This is a genomic window from Bradyrhizobium sp. GW821-FHT12B03, from assembly GCF_058807535.1.
The window spans coordinates 740,030-758,489 of the sequence record NZ_JBXAQU010000001.1; the positions used below are offsets into that span (position 1 = coordinate 740,030).

Sequence of the window (18,460 nt, forward strand, 5' to 3'; positions counted from 1 at the left end):
GCAGTGATCTCCACCGCGCTCTTCCGAATGATGCTCGCAGCGGCGCTGATATAAGGAAGCCGTCGGGCTGCGAATAGCCGGTAGAATTCGCATAAACCTATGAGCGTTGTTTCTAAATCCAGATGAGCGCAGCAGCACAGTACCTAAAGAGCTCAGCTCTTCGGCGACCATGGCTGCTCAAAAGCATTCGGATAGCCATCAAAGTATCCTCGACATGCTTGAGCAGAGTTCGCAGCCAAGTCATTCCGCTTGACGTTTTGATACCGAGCCATTCGAGGATCGGCAAGCTTTCCGGCGGCACGAGGATTTCGATGCTTCTGGGTACGCCGGGTTGACGTCGGATGAAGCCGTTTCGTTCGAGGGTGACGATCATCTGGTGGACCGAAGGCGGGCTGACGCGGAAGTGGCGCTGGATGTCGGCTTCGGCGGGTGGACGTCTCAGCGAGACTTGGGAAAGTTCCGAGAGAGCGCGGCGCGAGATACCCCTGCGTTCGCGTGCTTCGCGTATGCGTTCTCCAACTAGGGCTACGAATGTCTTCGCGTTTGTCTCGAGCAGTACCTTTCTCGCGTTCAGCCTCTTGTTGGTGCGTTTTTTTGTGCGGTTTTCATACGTGCATGGGGGCGGAGGCCTCGGACGCAGCCCTTACCGTACAGGATAGAAAGTCATCCACGCAGCAGCCTACGTACCTTTTTCCCGTCAAACGTCGGCGAACCGAACCCTGCTGGACCATCACCAGTCTGCAGTCGGTGTCAAAGATAGTGCAGTTCAGCAATGGAAGCCCAAGAAACGATTTTCTGGGTACTGCTTGCGCCTGACTCCTTGGGCGACCAGCTCTGCGGTGGCGAGCAGCAGCTGCTGGTGACTGGCCGCCGCTGATGACCAACCAGAAACTTCCGATCCTGGATGAGGCGACCGAAGGCCTCGCTCCGCTGATCCGCGAAGATATCTGGGAATTACCTGTCGCTGCTAAAGAGCGTCCCCGGCTTGCACCCGACACGCGGAGTTCGTCCCGCTCGAAAGCGCGAGTGCGCGCAAGAACCAAGTCAGCTGCATCGACGTTCCTCCCAATCCCGGTTCTGCCGGATTTCTCCTTGCACGCACGTTTTCGCGGGCGCGGGATTGCGCGATATGCAGGCGACAAAGAAGATAATTGTCAACTATTCAAAAATGATGTATGATTTATGTCAACTATGTTGATAGACACGATCGCGGAATTCGAGCAGCAAGATGGATGTTGGCATGCCGCCCAATCGCAGACTCAGCCCCCCCGACACAAAGGCTCGGAAGAAAGGGGCGGGGCAACGCGACCGGTCCAAGTCGTCCGCCGCGCCGAGACGATCCGATGCAGCGTTTGCGACGACGCTTGCGAACGGGTTGGCTGTCCTCGAAGCCTTCTCGCCGGGGAGCCCGCGCCTCGGCAACACCGAGATTGCTCAGCGCACCGGTCTCTTGCGTCCCACCGTGGCGCGGCTGACCCACACGCTTACCGAACTCGGCTATCTCGCGTATGAGCCGCAGCGCGCGAAGTTTCGACTCTGGGCACGCGCGCTGACGGTCGCGCACCCGCTGCTGGCCAGCATGAAACTGCGGCAGATCGCTCGACCGTTGATGCAGGAACTCGCCAACAGCGTCCGCGGCACGGTGTCGATCGGCCTGCTGGATGGCACCAACCTTGTCTATGTCGAAAGCGCGCGGGCCGCTGAACCGGCATCCCACACGCCCGACATTGGTTCGACGATTCCGCTGCCGCGCGCAGCCATGGGGCGTGCGCTGCTGTCGATGCTCGACGCAGCCGAACTGGCATCCGTCGAGTCGCGATTTGCCGCCGAACTCGCAACGACGTGGGAAAGTTATCGCAAAAAGACGCGAGATGGCGTCCGACACTGCGCGGAACAGGGATTTTGCGTTTCCTTTGGCGACTGGGTGAGTGAGATCCACGCGGCGGCGGCCCCGCTGTTCCGCGATCCCGAATTCGGCGAGGCCTGCTTTGCGCTCAACTGCGGAATCCCCGCATTCCGGCTGCGTTCCGGTGAAATGGAATCCGAAATCGGGCCTCGTCTGGTGCTCCTCGCCAATGCAATTCGCAACGCGTCCGGCCATGGTGATGACGCTCCGACTTTGAAGCACGATCTCCGCCAGTCGGGACGGATGCTGAAGGTCGATCAATGATTCGCGATAAGGCAAAATTTGAAGGCTTGCTGGCCGACGTGCGTGACTTCGTCCGCAACGTTGCCATTCCGAATGAGGACCGCGTCGAGCAGGACGACTGCGTTCCGGATGACATCGTCCAGGAGATGAGGCGCCGGGGCTATTTCGGCTGGTCGATTCCTGAAGCCTACGGCGGCGCGGGACTGACGACCGAAGAACTTGCACTGGCAAACATCGAAATGTCGCAATGCTCCGTCGCCTATCGTGCCCGCGTCGGCATGAATACCGGTGTTGGGGCGGAAGCGCTGGTGCAGGACGCCAGCGAGGAGCTCAAACGCAGATACCTGCCGCGCCTGGCTTCTGGCGAACTCACCGGCGCACTGGCGCTCACGGAGGTGGAGGCGGGATCCGAGGCGTCCGCGCTGAGGTCGACCGGAGCCGCTCTGCCCGACGGCTACTTCCGGCTCAGCGGCCACAAGAGGTACATCACGCTTGCACCGATCGCCGACCTGTTTACCGTATTCGTGCGCACCGAACCGGAGAGTAAGAAATCCGACGGCATCACGGCGTTTCTGGTGGAACGCGGCACCGCGGGCTTCGGCACTTCCGGATCGACGCCGAAAATGGGGCAGGAAGGCGCGCCGATCGGCGAGGTCTTCCTGACCGACTGCGTGGTGCACGAGGCGTCGATCGTCGGCGTCCGTGGCGGCGGCTTTCGCACCGTGCTGAAGGCGCTGAATAAGCAGCGCATCAACCTTGCGGCGCTGTCGACCGGGCCGGCGATTCGTCTGCTCGACGAAGCGATCTCGTTCGCCAGGAGCCGGCGTCAGTTTGGCCGCGCCATTGGCCAATTCCAACTCGTCCAGGCCATGCTCGCCGATTGCAAGGTCGAGATCGAGGCGGCGCGCGCTTTGATTCTCGAAACCGCGCGAAAGCGGGACCGCGGCGAAGACGTCACGATGGACGTGTCGCTCTGCAAATACTTCGCGACCGAGATGTGTGGCCGCGTCGCCGATCGCGTCGTCCAGATCTTCGGCGGCCAGGGCTATGTCAAGGAAAGAGGCATCGAGCGCTTCTACCGGGATGTTCGCGCGTTCCGCATCTACGAAGGCACGAGCCAGATCCACCAGTTGAACATCGCGCGCCTCCTGCTCCGCGATAGCGAGGAGATGAGATGACCGGACCGCTGGCGGGACTTCGCGTCCTCGATCTTGCGACCATCGTCGCCGGTCCGTTCGCAGCGACGCTGCTGGCGGACTATGGTGCGGAGGTCCTGAAGGTCGAACTCCCGGGTGCTGGCGATGGCGCCCGAGGTTTCGGACCGTTCAAGGAGGGGAAATCGCTGTGGTGGAAGGTGATCAACCGTAACAAAAGCTTTCTCAGCCTCGACCTGCGCAGGTCTGAGGGTGCGGAACTGCTCAAGCGTCTGTTGCCGCGCTTTGATGTTCTCATCGAAAATTTTCGACCTGGCACGCTGGACCGTTGGGGCCTGACCAAGGAAGTGCTGTGGGAGATTCAGCCGCGCCTCGTAATTCTGCGCACCACTGGATATGGACAGGACGGGCCATATCGAAGTCGGCCCGCGTTTGCGCGGGTCTTCGAGGCGATGGCCGGCCTGACTTACATCACAGGGGAGCCGGACGGCCAGCCCATGCACGCCGGCTACCCCATTGGGGACGCGCTCGGGGGGCTCTTCGGTGCGATCGGCATCCTGGCAGCGTGCTGGAAGCGGGCGAAAGATCCCACCGCGACCGGCGAAGAAATCGATCTCTCGCTGTGCGAAGCGACGCTTCGCATTCTGGAATTCCTGCCGATCGAGTTCGATCAGCTCGGGGCGGTACGACAACGTTCGGGCAATCTAAACCAGTATTCCGCGCCATCAGCCGTGTTCCGCACGAGAGACATGCATTGGGTCACGCTTTCGGGCTCCACCAACGCGATGTTTGCCAACAATTGCCGGGCGATCGGCCGGCCGGATCTGATCGAAGATCCACGTTTTGCGAGCAATGGCAAGCGCTGCGAGCATGCGGCCGAACTGAACGCGGTCTTCTCGGATTGGTGCGGGGCGCACGATCTCGCTGACATACTTGACACGTTCGAGCGCGCGCAGGGCACGCTCGCGCCGATCAACTCGATCGATCAGGTCTTCGCCGATCCACAAATGATTGCCCGCGGCGCCATCACTCGCGTGCCGGACGATGATTTCGGCAGCGTGCGCATGCAAAACGTCGTTCCGCGCTTCGTGCGTGACGGCAGCTCGTTGACGCACGCCGCGCGAGATCTCGGGCACGACAACGCAAGAATCCTGGGCCAGTGGCTCGGAGTCTCCGCTGCCGAGCAGGAACGATTGAGACGGATCAAAGTGATCTGACCAGCCAAATATTGGGGAACGGCGGAGAAAAAGCCGTCCTGAGGGAGAAACGCATGACCGAACTCGTGGGCGACCCCGTCGCATCCCAGCTCTATCGCAAGATATCCTGGAGGCTCATTCCGTTCATTTTACTGCTCTATCTCATTTGCTACATCGATCGCGTCAATATCGGCTTTGCCAAGCTGCAATTTCTGTCGGATCTCGGATTGAACGACGCCCATTATGGCTTTGCGACCGGACTCTTCTTCGTCACCTACAGCCTATTCGATATCCCGAGCAATCTGATGCTCGATCGCGTCGGTGTTCGAAGAACGTTGCTCAGGATCATGGTCCTCTGGGGCGCATTGACGGCGATGCAAATGCTGATCCGAACTGCAGGCGAGCTTTACGTGCTTCGCCTGCTCTTTGGCGCGGCCGAAGCGGGCTTCATTCCGGGCATCATGCTCTATCTCACCTACTGGTTCCCGGACCACTACAGGGGCCGCGTAACCAGCCTGTTCTTGATGGGCATTCCGCTGGCTGGGATCGTGGGCGGGCCGCTGTCCGGCCTGATCATGGAAAATTTCGAGGGGCTCAGCGGACTGCGCGGGTGGCAGTGGTTGTTTCTGCTCGAAGGGTTGCCGGCCATCGTTCTGGGTGTCGTTGCGTTCTTCTATCTCGACGATGGTCCGGCGACTGCCAAATGGCTGAGCGAGGCGGAGCGAAAGGCGCTGCAGTGCGATCTCGATGCTGACCGGGCGTCTGATTCTAAAGGAACGCAACACAGCTTCGCCGCAGTGCTATGCGATCCCATGATCTACGCCCTCGCGGCGATGAATTTCACCGTCAATTGCGGAGCGAACGCCGTGAGTTTCTGGACGCCGACCCTGCTCAAGAGCGCCGGCATGACCGGTTTCAGCAACATCGGCTGGCTAACTGGGCTTATTTCGTTGGTGTCGGCGATCGCAATGATCCTGGTCGGCCAGCGTTCGGATCGCATGATGGAGCGCCGCTGGCACTTTGCGGCCTGCGGGATATTGGGGGCAGCCGGTTTCCTGGCATTGCCGTTGGTCGCGGGCAGCCTTCCGCTCACCGCCGTCATCCTGACCTGCGCCGCGGTCGGCAATTTCTGTGTGCTGGCCATTTATTGGACGATTCCGACGTCGTACCTGCGAGGCAAGGGCGCCGCCGGCGGAATCGCGGTAGCCAGCATGGTGGGTGCGATTGGAAGCGGGGTGAGTCCATCCATTATTGGTTGGCTGAAAGTGGAAACCGGAAGTTTGTACGTGGGCTTGGCAGCCGTGGCGCTGATCGTCTTGGCTGGCGTGGTCCTGGCCCTGCTAACGTTGCCTGCAAAGACCGTCTCCAGAACGCGGGTTGCAACCGTCTGACCGATTGTGGCTCATCGAGCTTTCTCTGGTGGTTGCATGTGCAATCTCCCTGAGCATCGCGTTATCGAGCGTCGCCTCGGCCCAGGACCGATTCATGTCGACATGTGGCTCTATGGCTGGCGCGGACCCCTGGGCAGACCGCATGTCCTATTTTTCCTTGGGGGCGCGCGCCGGCAACTGATGCGCGGTAAAGCAAATCCGGGGGACGCTGCCCGCGACGCTTCGTCATTACAGACTATCGGTCGCGGTACCTCAGCGCTTCAACGAACAGCGAAAAGGCTGCGGAAGGTTGACGGCGGCTCGGATAGTAAAGGTGGTAGCCGGGATAAGGCGGGCACCAGTCCTCGAGCACCCGTTTGAGTCGACCTTTGTTGATATACGGCCGCACGAGACCCTCCGGCAAATACGCCAACCCTAGCCCTGCGAGTGCCGCGTCCAACATTTGCGTAGTGGTACTGAAGAACAATTGGCCTTCGACCCGCACCTTAAGTTCGCTGGATCCCTTTTCGAACTCCCACGCGTACAGCCCGCCATGCGTCGGCAAACGCAGATTGATGCAGTTGTGATCCACTAACTCCTGCGGTCTTTTCGGCCCTTGCCGACCGCGGAAGTAGGACGGAGCGCCGACGACGGCCATGCGTCCGTCGGGGCCTATGCGTACCGCGATCATGTCCTTCGCAACTTGCTCGCCGTCGCGGACGCCGGCGTCGAAGCGCTGGGCCACGATGTCGGTCAACCCGTAATCGTTGACGATCTCGACCTTGATGTCTGGATGCGCGCGCAACAACTTCGTAAGCTTGGGCAGCAGGACGGCGCTGGTGACATATTCCGTTGCCGTCACGCGGATGGTGCCAGAAGGCTTTTCCCGAAGCTCGCTCAGTGCTGCGAGTTCGGCTGCGATCTCTTCCATGCGAGGCCCGACATTGCGCAGGAGGCGCTCGCCCGCCGCAGTCGGAGAGACGCTCCGCGTCGTACGTGTGAGCAGGCGAAGCTTCAGTCGCGCTTCCAGCTCCTTGATCGTATAGCTGAGGGCCGACTGGGAAACGCCCAACTTGGCTGCCGCCTTCGTGAAGCTTCCTTCGCGCGCCACGATCAGGAAGGCCGAGAGATCGTCGAGGTTACCGCGCTGCATTTATCGAATCCGTTTATAGGTCCATGCCGATTATAGCGGCTAATCTGCATAGCCGCGCGCGCTAAATGTAGCGCAGCGACAAAGGACCTCGGGGAACGTCCCCGGGACGGAGTTGGACGGATGGATCGATTGGCTGCGCCTTTTCCTGCTGGTGCGAGCGACGCTGCCAAACAGTATCGCCTGCTTACGCGAAGGGGCATCCTCTCGAGCGCGGCGGGATTGGTGCTCCAGGCATCGACTCGTTCCAGCTTCGCACAGACGCCGGCGTTGAACCTCTCAACGACTGGAAGGAACCTAAAAATGGACATCAAACGTAACGGCACACGCCCTTCGGCCAAAGGCCCAGAGACATGGTTCACCGGCACGGTCCGTGTTGATCCGCTGTTTCAGGTGGGCGAACCCCTCCGCGTCAGCGGCGGCCAGGTCACGTTCGAGCCGGGTGCCCGCACCATGTGGCACACCCATCCGCTGGGCCAGACACTCATCGTGACGTCCGGCCTGGGTTTGGTGCAATCCGAGGGCGGGCCGATCGAGGAGATCCGGCCTGGCGACGTCGTTTGGTTCCCGCCCGGCGAGAAGCATTGGCACGGCGCCACCGCGACCACCGCGATGACCCATATCGCCGTTACTGAATCGCTCAACGGCAAGAATGTCGACTGGATGGAAAAGGTCAGCGACGAACAGTATCGCGGCTGATTGTCTCCCGCCGGCGCGACCGACCAACAAAGGAACGAAAATGCAGACACGCACGCTCGGCGGAAACGGCCTGAAGGTCTCGGCCATCGGTCTGGGCTGCATGGGCCTGAACTACCACCGTGGCCCAGCGCCGAACCGCGACGACATGATCGCACTCGTTCGCGGAGCGGTGGAGCGCGGAGTTACTTTCTTCGACACCGCGGAGGTCTACGGCCCGTTCACCAATGAGGAGCTTGTTGGAGAAGCGTTGGAGCCATTCCGCAACGAAGTCGTCATCGCCACCAAGTTCGGGCATGATCTCGATCCCAGCGGCTCGCGCGGTTCTGACGGACTCGACAGCCGGCCGGAACGCATCCGCGTCGTGGCGGAAGCCTCGCTGAAGCGGTTGCGCATCGAAGCGATCGACCTGTTCTACCAGCACCGGGTCGATCCCAAAGTCCCGATCGAGGACGTCGCTGGAGAGGTCAAGGATCTGATCGCCCAAGGCAAGGTCAAGCATTTCGGCCTCAGCGAAGCGGGCGCCTCGACCATCCGGCGCGCACATGCGGTGCAGCCGATCGCGGCGATCCAGAGCGAATATTCCCTCTGGTGGCGCGAGCCCGAGGCGGAGGCCTTGCCGGTCTGCGCAGAATTGGGGATTGGCTTCATCCCGTTCAGCCCGCTGGGAAGGGGCTTCCTCACCGGCAAGATCGATGAGACGACGACCTTCGGCGGCAATGACAATCGCTCCAGCCTGCCGCGCTTCACGCCCGAAGCGCGCAAGGCGAACCGACCCGTCGTCGACCTTCTGGAACAGATCGGCGCACGTAAGCAGGCCACGCCCGCCCAGATAGCCCTGGCCTGGCTGCTGGCACAAAAGCCGTGGATCGTTCCCATTCCCGGCACGACGAAGCTCGACCGCCTCGACGAGAACATCGCCGCGGCTGCGCTTGAGCTCACACCCCACGACATCATGCACATTGATGCCGCCGCCGCGCAGATCACCGTGATGGGCGATCGCTACCCCAGGGCCGAGGCCGAACGTACCAGGCGCTAAAGAGGCGCAACCAAACAAGCAATGCGACAGGAAAGACATCCATGAACATTTCATTCGAGGGAAAGGTCGCGCTGGTCACGGGCGCGGCGTCCGGTTTGGGCCTCGCGACGGCAAAGGCGTTTGCCAAGTCAGGGGCGTCCGTCGCCCTCGCCGACTGGAACGAGAAGGCGGCGCGTGCCGCAGCGGATGAACTCATCGCTCAGGGCCACAAGGCCCTCGCGATCCGTTGTGACGTCGCGGACGATGCGCAGGTCGAAGCCATGGTCAGCCGGACCATCGCTGCCTTTGGCAGGCTTGATGCCGCCTACAACAATGCCGGCGTTCAGAATGTCTTGGCTGAGACGGCCGATACGACCCGCGAGGATTACGACCGCGTCATGGGGATCAATCTTCGCGGCGAATGGAGCTGCATGAAGTTCGAGCTTCAACACATGCGCAAGCAGGGAAGCGGTGCGATCGTCAATTGCTCGTCTCTCGGGGGGCTTGTCGGCGGCGCCGAGCGCGGCATCTACCATGCCGCCAAGCACGGCGTGCTTGGGTTCACCAAGAGTGCGGCTCTCGAATATGCAGGGCGCGGAATTCGCATCAATGCGATATGCCCAGGGCTTATCTGGACGCCGATGGCCGATGAAATGGTGGCTGGAGGTCAAGGCGATGCGCTCAAAGCAATGGAAGAGAGCATCCCGATGGGACGGGTCGGCCGGCCCGAGGAGATTGCGGATGCGGTTCTATGGCTGTGCAGCGACGCGGCCAGCTACGTGACGGGCCAATCAATCTCGGTGGACGGCGGCTTCATCATGCGCTGAGGAGGACGAGGCTAGTTCCACCGCTGTGCGGACGGGCAGATTCGAAGTATTGGATGCGACGCACTTGAGATGTCGCTCCATCTCCTTCACGGCCGCATCGTCGTTTCTCGCCTCGAAGTGTTGCATGAACCGCTTGCGCGATGGGAGCACATAGTCGGCGATCTGCTGCGGGCCGATGGAGTGGACGAATTACCGCATGATGCCGATGAGCGCTTCCATCACGAGGGGGCCACACGATAGCGGCGTCGTGATGCTGCTGATGTGGTTTCGATGATTGGACCGGGCAGCCTCAATGTCGAGTGTAACCAATGAACTACAATCGTCCCCACGTCTATCTTGATGGCGGCGCCAAACTTCTTGATCGACGGTAAGCCGGTTCCCGCGGCCTCAGGACGCACGTTCAACACCATCAATCCAAGCAATGGCCAGACAGGATATTGAGGCGAGCAAAACGGACAATCTGTTCTGCTCGTCGCCGCAAGGTGCCACTTGCTGCAAAATCAGAACCGGATTGTGCAATGAGCGCTTCAAGCTCACGCCGATTGCAGACTGTTAGCGGACAGCCGGTGGCAGGTGTCCTGCAGTTCAGAAGTACCCGGACAGGCGCCGCCATCGATGAGGATGTCTTGCCCGCTGATGCAGCCGGTCTGAGCCGAGCACAGAAGGGCGCAGGTCGCTCCAAACTCGTCGGGATGAGCCGAACCGCTTTGTGGGGGCCGTCCTAATCTCCCTAGTAACGTCTGCGACACCGCGCGACGAATTTGTCAAGCAGTGGATTTGCCAAAATATGGCGCCCTCGCACAACGCCTTTCCCCGGCTCAGGCTATTGCGACCTCACGAGGTGACAGGCGGACATATGCCCACGCCCCGCTTTCCCCGCGCCGCGCGGCTTGAGAGGCGGGATTTCCTCGGCACATCTCGGTTCGGCGAGCGGGCAGCGCGTGCGGAACCGGCAGCCGGAGGGTGGATCGATCGGGCCGGGCACATCCCCCGAAAGCCGAATCCGCGCCTTTCGCTCGGCCGCCACGTCGGGGTCCGGGATCGCCGAGAGCAGGGCTTGCGTATAAGGATGCTGGGGCGCGGTCATGATGTCTTCCACCGGCCCGACCTCGACGATGCGCCCCAGATACATCACCGCGATCCGGTCGCTGATGTAGCCCACCGCGGCCAAATTGTGCGCCACGAAGACATAGGTCAGGCCAAGCTCGCGCTTCAAGTCGCCCATGAGGTTGAGGATCTGTGACTGCACCGAGACGTCGAGGGCCGAAATCGGCTCGTCCGCGACGATCAGCCGTGGCCGCATGATCAGCGCCCGCGCGATGCCGATCCGCTGCCGCTGTCCGCCCGAAAACTCGTGCGGGAATCGGTCCATCGCGTCCACGGGCAGGCCGACCTGGCCCAGCACTTCGGCAACCTTGTCCGTCAGCTCCGGCTTCCCGATGCGCCCCTGCGCGCGCAGCCCCTCGGAGACGATCGCCCGCACCTTCATCCGCGGATCCAGGGAGTCGTTGGGATCCTGGAAGATGTATTGCAGTTGTCGCCGCGCCAGTTTGCGCGCCTTGCGGCCGAGTGCTGCGAGGTCGTTGCCCTCGAGGCTCACGTGCCCCCGGGTCGGCGTCGTCAGGCCGACGATGAGCTGGGCCGTCGTCGTCTTGCCGCAACCGGATTCCCCCACCAGCCCCAGCGTCTCACCCTCGTAGACGTCAAGGTAAAGATCGTCCACCGCCTGGACCACCGCCTTGCCCTTCGGCGAGCGCGTGGTGAAATGCTTGGTCAGGCCGCGCAGCTGCAACAGCGATTCAGCCATTGGAGGTCTCCACGGCGGTGGCATCGGACACCAGCAGCCAGCAGGAGGCCTCGTTTTCACCGAGGCGCACTTGGGGCGGGGCGGCATCGCGGCAGCGTGCCATGGCCTGTGGGCAACGATTGGCGAAACGGCAGCCCACCGGCCAGAGCTTCGAGCTCGGCACGATTCCGGGGATCGAGCTGAGGCGCGTGGTGCGGTCCATCCCCAGACGGGGGATGCAGGCCATCAGCCCGCGGGTATAGGGATGGCGCGGCGCGGACAGCACCTGTTTCACCGGGCCGGTCTCGACAACCTGGCCGCCATACATCACCGCGACCTCGTCGCAGATCTCGGCGACGACACCGAGATCATGGGTGACGAACATCACGGCCATGCCAAGCTCCTGGCGCAGCTTGACGATCAGTTCGAGGATCTGGGCCTGGATCGTGACATCGAGAGCGGTCGTTGGCTCGTCGGCGATCAGCAGGCTGGGATCGCAGGTCAACGCCATCGCAATCACCACCCGCTGGCGCATGCCGCCCGACAATTCGTGCGGGTAGCTGTCGACACGCTTTTCCGGAGCGGGAATCCCGACGAGACGCATCAGCTCCACCGCGCGCTCCCGCGCCGCGCGCCGGGAAATCCGCCGGTGCAACTGCAGATTCTCGATGATCTGCTCGCCCACCGTGAAGACCGGGTTCAGCGAGGTCATCGGTTCCTGGAAGATCATCGCGATCTCGTTGCCGCGCAGGCCGCGCAGCGTCCGCTCGTCCTCCCGCACCAGATCGCGCCCCTTGAACAGGATCCGGCTGCCGGGCTCGATCCGGCCCGGCCTCTGGATCAATCCCATGATCGAGGCGCCGGTGACACTCTTTCCTGAGCCGGACTCGCCCACCACCCCCATGATGCGTCCGGGGTGAATCGTCAGATTGACCCCGTCGACCGCCTTGGCGACGGCCTCGCCGGTGTAGAAATAGGTGCGCAGATCACGTAGCTCGAGAAGGGCGCCCAATTCCGTCATGAGGCCATGTCCAGTTCCGCCAGCGGGTGACGCGCGTTCCAGTTCAGCGCCTTCTCGAACTGGCGGCTGGCCCGCAGCACCAGCGCCTCCTCGTTGGGGCGACCGATGATCTGGAGCCCGACCGGCATGCCGCCGACGAAGCCGCAGGGCACGCTGGCCGCGCAGTAGCCGGCGACGTTCACCGGCAATGTGTAGGAGACGAGTGCCGGAATCCGTTGGCTCATGTCATTCGGATTGATGACGGGCGAGGTGATGCCGATGGTGGGCGCAAGGATCAGGTCGGTCTCGGCGAAGAGCCCGTCCATGTGGCGAATGAACTCCGCACGGCGCATCACCGCGAGGGAATATTGCGAGCCAGTCACTTCCGCAGCCCATTCGAAGCGGGTGCGCGCATAGGGCGTGAGCTGGCTGAGGGTCGCTTCGTCGCGCATCAGTTGCTCGCCCAGCGTGGCGTGCCGGTCGACGAACTCCAGCACCCGCCAGGCTTCGTCGAGACCCTCCGTCGCAAGGACGACCGCCTCATCGCGCAGATCGGCGCCGAAGTCGGTGATGAGCTCAGCGGCGGCGCGTACCGTGCGCAGCACCTCCGGATCGGTGAAACCCTGCGCGAACTTGTTGTCCCACCAGGTCGCACGCACGCCTTCGATGCCGTTTTCCAGACTGCTGAGATAGTCGGGCGGCGTGTCGGTCCGGCAGAACGGGTCCTCCGGCATCGGTTCGGCGATGATCTGCAGGAGCGTCGCCGCATCACGGACGTCCCGTGCCATCGGCCCGACCGCGGTGCAGAACACCGCAGAGCCCAACCCGCCATGGCGCGGCACTCGCCCGAAGCTCGGCAGAAGGCCGAAGATGCCGCATTGGGCCGATGGCAGACGGATCGAACCGCCGGAGTCGCTGCCGATGGCCAGCGGTCCGAAGCCCGAGGCCAGCGCGGCCGCCGCGCCGCCGCTCGAACCGCCCGAGGTCTTCTTGCGGTTCCAGGGATTGCGGCATTCCTCGGAAATCAGCCCCACCGTCCGCCAATACATGCCGAATTCCGGCGTATTGGTCTTGCCCAGGATCACGCCGCCGGCGGCACGGATGCGCGCGGCGCAGTTGCTGTCCCACTCGGGCACGTGATCGACGAAAGCCTTCGAGCCGCTGGTGGTCCGCAGCCCCCGGGTGAAGAACTGATCCTTGATCGTCACGGGAACGCCGGCCAACGGGCCCAACGTCTCCCCGGCGGCGATGCGGCGGTCGACGGCGCGCGCCTCTGCCAGGGCCATCTCGCCCGCCACGGTCAGGAACGAATGGATGCCGCCGTCGTAACGCGCTATCCGCGCCAGCAGCAGGCGGGTGATCTCTTCGGCGGAGCTTTCACCGCTGGCCACCAGCCCGCGCAGACGCCAGGCCGGTTGCCAGTGAATATCGTTTTCCAGATTCATGTCACTTCTCCGCTTTGGGATCGAATTTGTCGCGCAGTCCGTCGCCAAGCAGCAGGAAGCCAAGCACGATGAGCACGATGGCTGCGCCGGGGGCGAGCACCAGCCAGGGGGCATGCGTCATGACCGAGGTGGAGTCCGCGATCATCGCGCCCCAGGTCGGGGTCGGAGGCTGAATCCCCATGCCCAGGAAGGAGAGGGCGGATTCCGTCAGCAGGGCGGCGGTGATCGTCGAGGCGGTCTCGATGATCAGGGGGGTGGAGATATTAGGCAGCACATGGACGAGCAGGTTGCGCCAGGCCGGAACGCCCAGCACCTGGGCCGCCTTGACGAACTGCCGCTCGCGCAGCGCCAGGGTTGCTCCACGGGACACCCGGGCGAATGGCGGCACGAAGAGCACGCCCATCGTCATGATCAGATTGCCCAGGCTGTTCCCCAGCACGGCAACCAGGGCGATCGCCAGGAGCAGCGGCGGAAAGGCCTGCAAGACGTCAAGGAGACGCATCAGCAGCAGGTCCGCCTTGCCTCTGGCATAGCCCGCGGCCATGCCCCAGCTTGTCCCCACGACAAGGGCGAGGGCGGTCGCGGCGGCTGCCACGATCATCGAACTGCGGGCGGCGTAAAGCGTTCGCGTCATCACGTCACGGCCGAGCAGATCGGTGCCGAAGGGATGCGCCGCAGAGGGCGGCCGCATCGACATTCCGACGAGATCATTCGGACCGAAGGGCAGGAGCAACGGCCCGAGCAGGGCACATGCCAGCAGGATCAGCAGCAGCGCGGCCCCGGCCTGCACCAGCAGGTTCTGACGCCGGAAAGCGGCCAGCGGGTGCAGAGCAAGCCGCCTCGCTGGCCGTGCGCGCGCCGCTTCCGGGGCAGCGGCGCATGGGATCGTGTTGTCCGTCATGGTCATATCCGCGGGTCGAGGCGGTGATAGGCCAGGTCGACGGCGAGGTTGATCAGCACCACCATCGCGCCGACGACGATCACCGCCCCCTGCACCAGCGTGTAGTCCCGGCTGCTGATCGCGCTCAGCATCAGCTGGCCGAGCCCCGGCAGGCCGAAGACCTGCTCGACCACCACCACGCCGGAAATCAGCTGTGCCGCGATCAGACCCGAGGCGGTGACCACCGGCAGCAGTGCCGTTCGCAGCCCGTGTTTCAGCAGGACCCGCCAGGGGCCGGCTCCCTTGGCCCGGGCCATGGCGATGTATTGCTCGCGCATGACTTCCAGCATCGCGCCGCGCGTGTAGCGCATGATCGTCGCAGCGGCGGCCAGCGACAGCACGGCGGAGGGCAGCAGCAGCCCCTCGATCGCCCCCCAGAAATCAGCCTGGAAATCAATGCTGCCGAAAAGCTGCACCGACGGCAGATACAGCGAGAAGAACAGCACCGCGGTGACGCTGGCCACGAAGGTGGGGACCGCCATCCCGGCCAGCGAGACGATCCGCAGCGCGGCGTCCGACTTTCGCCCCCGTCGCGCGGCGGCGAGTACGCCGGCGGGAATACCGATCACCACGGAGATGACGAGCGACATCAGCGTCAGCGCCAGGGTCACCGGCAGATGCGCCAGAATCTCATCCGAGACCGGCACGTTGTGCACCAGCGATTTGCCGAGATTGCCGTGCACCACCCCGTCGATCCAGGTGACATATTGCACCGTCAGGGGCTGGTCGAGATTGAGGCTGCGGCGGATGTTCCGCGCCTCGTCGGAATCCGAGGCAATCTCGCCCCCGGCGATGACGCTCACGACATCGCCGGGAATGAGATGGACGAGCGAGAAGCTGACCATCGACATCCCGATCAGGACGGGCACCAGCAAAGCCAGGCGGCGCAGAAGATGGGCGAACATCATGGGCCTCTCGATCGCATGCCGGAGGCGAGCCAGGCCTGACGCAGCAACACGCGCTGTGCGTAGGGGGTTGTGTGGTAGCCGCGCAGCTTCTCGCTCCAGATCTCGAACTGCAGCGGGATCGCGGCGGGGAACAGCGCATAGGCCTGATCGGCGATGCGGTGCTGCATCTCACGGTAGATCGCGACCCGCTTGGCGACATCGGTGGTCGCCCGTCCCGCGGTGAAGAGGGCGTCGATCTCCGGATCCTTGGTCTTGCCGGGGTTGACGCTCGACGCGGAGGCAAACCGGATCCTCAGATTCGACTCCGCGTCGGGCGCCGGTGCCAGGTCGGCCATGCTGATCGGGCTCAGCGTGCCCTGGAAATCCTTGACCAGGCTGCCCCAGTCCTTCTGCTCGATCTTGATGCGGATGCCGATCCGCGCCACCTGCTGCTGCACGATCTGCGCGACCGCCACGTCGCTGGACGTCTGCGGAGAGACTGCGAAGACGGTGTCGAATCCGGCCGCATGGCCGGCCTCTGCCATCAGCGCCTTGGCCTGCGTCAGATTCGGGGTCTGGTAGGGCAGCGCCAGAACCTCGGCGCTTGGAACCGCATAGGGCGCCTGCGCCGGCGGGATCGCCGCCGAAAGTACGGCCCGCCCACGCCAGACGATATCGGCGATCTGCTGGCGGTCGATCGCCAGACTGAAGGCGCGGCGGACCCGAACATCGTTGAAGGGCGGCACCCGCTGGTCGAGCTCCATCAGCAGCACGGCATTGTTGTCCTGCTGCTTGGGCGTGACGAACCCTCTGGTTTTTGCCAGCTGGTCGACCACTTCCGGCGTGTTGAGCCAGGTCAGCGCCGCCGATCCGCTGCGCAGGGAGGCCACCCGGCTGCCTTCATCCGGAATGATGCGGAACTCCAGCCCGTCCAGGTAGGGCAGGCCGGGCTCGTAGTAATCCTCGTTGCGCGACAGCTTCAGCACCGAATTGGAGACGAAGCTCCCGAACTTGAACGGGCCGGTCCCGGCCCCGCCGGAGATCAGGTCGCCACGCTGGGTCACGTCGGCCTGCGAGACGATGGCCGAGTATTTCACCGTCGCCAGGTAGTTCAGCAGGGGCGAGAAGGGCGCGGACAGATGGAAGATGACGCTGCGCGCGTCCGGCGTCTCGACCGACTGGATGGCGGCAAAGAGCGACTTCCACGGCGAGGCGGTGTCCGGGTTTGCAATCCGGTCAAAGGTGAATTTCACATCCGCGCTGGTCAGCGTCTGACCGTTGTGGAATTTCACGCCGTCGCGCAGCGTGAAGCGGTAGGTCAGATCGTCGACCATTTCGTAGGAGGCGGCCAGGTCCGGTTCGACCTTGGTGCCGCTGTGATCCCAGCGCAGCAGACAGCCGTAGATCTGTTCGGTGATGTTGGTCGTCGCGAACGCCGCGGATTTGTGCGGGTCGAGGCTGGGAGGATTGGCGTCCTGGGCGATCACCAGGATCCCGCCGCGAACCGGATTGTCAGTCGACTGGGCGCGCGCTTGCCTCGACAGCACCGTCCCGGAGAGTGCCAGCAGCGAGGCTCCGCCGCGCAGGAATGTCCGCCTGTTCACGTTCAACATCGTCGTTCCCGTTGCCAAATGTCAGAATTCGATTGCGCTCCGGCGAACCGCCGACGCCTTTCAAACATCCTGCTATTGGAGCGAGATCGACCCCATGCAACAATGGCCGCCGACGCAAATAACTATAACCGAAAGGCTATAGAGTGGAGCTGCAGCAGCTGCGGTACTTCCTGGTGGTGGCGAACCACCTGAATCTTTCTCAAGCCGCTGAAACATTGTGCATTTCTCAACCCGCGCTGTCCAAAATGATGGCACGGCTGCAGCAGCAGCTGAGCGTTCGGCTCTATGTCCGGAAAGGCCGCGGAATAGCCCTGACGGATGCGGGCATCGCGCTGAGAAGTCGCGCGGAATCGATCATCTATCGGATGGATGAAGCCGAACAGCTGATGACCGATATGCGGGCAGGCCTTTCCGGTCACGTCCGTATCGGCGCGGGACCGTCGTTCCTGACACAGGTCCTTCCCGAGGCGATTGCCGAGCTGGCCGAGAAGCAGCCCAATGTCCGCTACACCGTCCGCGAGGGGAGCACGGACGAGCTCTTCGAATGGATCAAGACTCGCGAGATCGACTGTGCCCTCCTGGGCTGGGTCAAGTCGGACCATACCAGGGCCAGCCTGGATTCCGCGCTGGCCTATAACCGTTTGCTGGTCGACGACCTGGTTATCGTCACCCGCAAGGACCACCCGCTCCAGCTTCGACCGCCGCAATCCTTCAAAGAACTCGCCCAATACAGGTGGTTGCTCCCGCGGATGAGTACCAATCTGCAGGACGAGTTGAACCACGTGTATGTGAGCAAGGGTGAAGAGTTACCTGCGGCCCATATCCTGACGAGTTCGCTTTTCATGACCTTCGCGTTTCTGCGCCGAACCAATTTGGTGACAATTCTTGCGCGCAGTGCGCTGTCAGAGATCGACACCGCCGGGATTGTCCCGCTCGAACAGCCCTGGCTCCGGCTGGAGCGCGAGGCCTGTCTGGTGACCTTGAAGGGCACGCAACTCCCGGCCGCGGCGAGCGCCGTGATGGAGAAGGTCCGCAACAGGCTCGTGACAAGGTCGGTCAGTGGCAACGAAACCGTTCTGGAAGGCTCTGAGGTTCGTCCTGCCGGTGAGCCGGATGGTCGGCGATACGGGCAACGATAGGCCCGGGGATCGATGCCGTTCATTTCGGCCGTGACGATCAGCGCCGCGCTGGCAGTGCTCTGGACCGTCGGTGTCGATAGCGGCATGTTT

General features: G+C 63.0%; 16 protein-coding genes and 1 pseudogene. 9 read left to right on the forward strand and 8 right to left on the reverse strand.

Annotated features, from left to right (window positions below; genetic code table 11):
- Positions 1–112: 112 nt before the first annotated feature.
- A complete protein-coding gene (locus AC1RUR_RS03595) occupies positions 113–640 on the reverse strand; it encodes a LexA family protein (RefSeq protein WP_492841602.1) in 528 nt (175 codons plus the stop codon).
- Between the two features lie 177 nt (positions 641–817).
- On the opposite strand from AC1RUR_RS03595, the pseudogene AC1RUR_RS03600 reads away from it, so the two are divergent.
- From AC1RUR_RS03600 to AC1RUR_RS03620, 5 genes and pseudogenes are all read left to right on the forward strand, one after another.
- Positions 818–978, forward strand: a pseudogene (locus AC1RUR_RS03600) (ABC transporter ATP-binding protein); the annotation flags it as partial.
- A gap of 262 nt (positions 979–1,240) precedes the next feature.
- Positions 1,241–2,170: an IclR family transcriptional regulator gene (locus tag AC1RUR_RS03605; RefSeq protein ID WP_492841364.1), complete on the forward strand. Its 930-nt coding sequence runs from the start codon at positions 1,241–1,243 to the stop codon at positions 2,168–2,170.
- Between the two features lie 26 nt (positions 2,171–2,196).
- Complete coding sequence (locus AC1RUR_RS03610) at positions 2,197–3,327, forward strand: acyl-CoA dehydrogenase family protein (protein WP_492841366.1); 1,131 nt, start codon at positions 2,197–2,199, stop codon at positions 3,325–3,327.
- On the forward strand, positions 3,324–4,520 hold the full coding sequence (locus AC1RUR_RS03615; protein WP_492841368.1) for a CaiB/BaiF CoA transferase family protein: 1,197 nt from the start codon (positions 3,324–3,326) through the stop codon (positions 4,518–4,520). Before AC1RUR_RS03610 ends, AC1RUR_RS03615 begins: the two co-directional genes overlap by 4 nt.
- 53 nt (positions 4,521–4,573) lie before the next feature.
- Positions 4,574–5,890 carry an MFS transporter gene (locus tag AC1RUR_RS03620; RefSeq protein WP_492841370.1) on the forward strand — a complete coding sequence of 439 codons (1,317 nt, stop codon included), beginning with the start codon at positions 4,574–4,576 and terminating at the stop codon, positions 5,888–5,890.
- A 235-nt stretch (positions 5,891–6,125) separates the two neighbouring features.
- On the opposite strand, the gene AC1RUR_RS03625 is transcribed toward AC1RUR_RS03620, so the two are convergent.
- On the reverse strand, positions 6,126–7,022 hold the full coding sequence (locus AC1RUR_RS03625) for a LysR family transcriptional regulator (RefSeq protein WP_492841372.1): 897 nt from the start codon (positions 7,020–7,022) through the stop codon (positions 6,126–6,128).
- A 300-nt stretch (positions 7,023–7,322) separates the two neighbouring features.
- Here AC1RUR_RS03625 and AC1RUR_RS03630 point away from each other — a divergent pair, with 300 nt between their 5' ends.
- From AC1RUR_RS03630 to AC1RUR_RS03640, 3 genes are read left to right on the forward strand one after another with little or no spacing between them, the layout of a single operon-like run.
- Positions 7,323–7,718, forward strand: a complete 396-nt coding sequence (locus AC1RUR_RS03630) for a (R)-mandelonitrile lyase (protein WP_492841374.1) — start codon at positions 7,323–7,325, stop codon at positions 7,716–7,718.
- A gap of 40 nt (positions 7,719–7,758) precedes the next feature.
- Positions 7,759–8,754 carry an aldo/keto reductase gene (locus AC1RUR_RS03635; protein WP_492841376.1) on the forward strand — a complete coding sequence of 332 codons (996 nt, stop codon included), beginning with the start codon at positions 7,759–7,761 and terminating at the stop codon, positions 8,752–8,754.
- 41 nt (positions 8,755–8,795) lie between these two features.
- A complete protein-coding gene (locus AC1RUR_RS03640) occupies positions 8,796–9,560 on the forward strand; it encodes an SDR family NAD(P)-dependent oxidoreductase (RefSeq protein WP_492841378.1) in 765 nt (254 codons plus the stop codon).
- 823 nt (positions 9,561–10,383) lie between these two features.
- On the opposite strand, the gene AC1RUR_RS03645 is transcribed toward AC1RUR_RS03640, so the two are convergent.
- From AC1RUR_RS03645 to AC1RUR_RS03670, 6 genes are read right to left on the reverse strand one after another with little or no spacing between them, the layout of a single operon-like run.
- The gene (locus AC1RUR_RS03645; protein WP_492841380.1) at positions 10,384–11,367 is read right to left on the reverse strand and encodes an ABC transporter ATP-binding protein; all 984 of its coding nucleotides are present in this window, start codon (positions 11,365–11,367) and stop codon (positions 10,384–10,386) included.
- Complete coding sequence (locus AC1RUR_RS03650) at positions 11,360–12,367, reverse strand: ABC transporter ATP-binding protein (protein WP_492841382.1); 1,008 nt, start codon at positions 12,365–12,367, stop codon at positions 11,360–11,362. Before AC1RUR_RS03650 ends, AC1RUR_RS03645 begins: the two co-directional genes overlap by 8 nt.
- Entirely contained in the window at positions 12,364–13,791 is a 1,428-nt protein-coding gene (locus AC1RUR_RS03655) for an amidase (RefSeq protein ID WP_492841384.1), read from the reverse strand. The genes AC1RUR_RS03650 and AC1RUR_RS03655 overlap by 4 nt, the downstream gene beginning before the upstream one ends.
- A 1-nt stretch (position 13,792) precedes the next feature.
- Positions 13,793–14,692: an ABC transporter permease gene (locus tag AC1RUR_RS03660; RefSeq protein WP_492841386.1), complete on the reverse strand. Its 900-nt coding sequence runs from the start codon at positions 14,690–14,692 to the stop codon at positions 13,793–13,795.
- A gap of 2 nt (positions 14,693–14,694) precedes the next feature.
- Complete coding sequence (locus AC1RUR_RS03665) at positions 14,695–15,636, reverse strand: ABC transporter permease (RefSeq protein ID WP_492841388.1); 942 nt, start codon at positions 15,634–15,636, stop codon at positions 14,695–14,697.
- Entirely contained in the window at positions 15,636–17,231 is a 1,596-nt protein-coding gene (locus AC1RUR_RS03670; protein WP_492841390.1) for an ABC transporter substrate-binding protein, read from the reverse strand. The genes AC1RUR_RS03665 and AC1RUR_RS03670 overlap by 1 nt, the downstream gene beginning before the upstream one ends.
- Before the next feature lie 143 nt (positions 17,232–17,374).
- Between AC1RUR_RS03670 and AC1RUR_RS03675 the strand changes: the two genes are divergently transcribed.
- Positions 17,375–18,370, forward strand: a complete 996-nt coding sequence (locus AC1RUR_RS03675; protein WP_492841391.1) for a LysR family transcriptional regulator — start codon at positions 17,375–17,377, stop codon at positions 18,368–18,370.
- Positions 18,371–18,460: the final 90 nt, after the last annotated feature.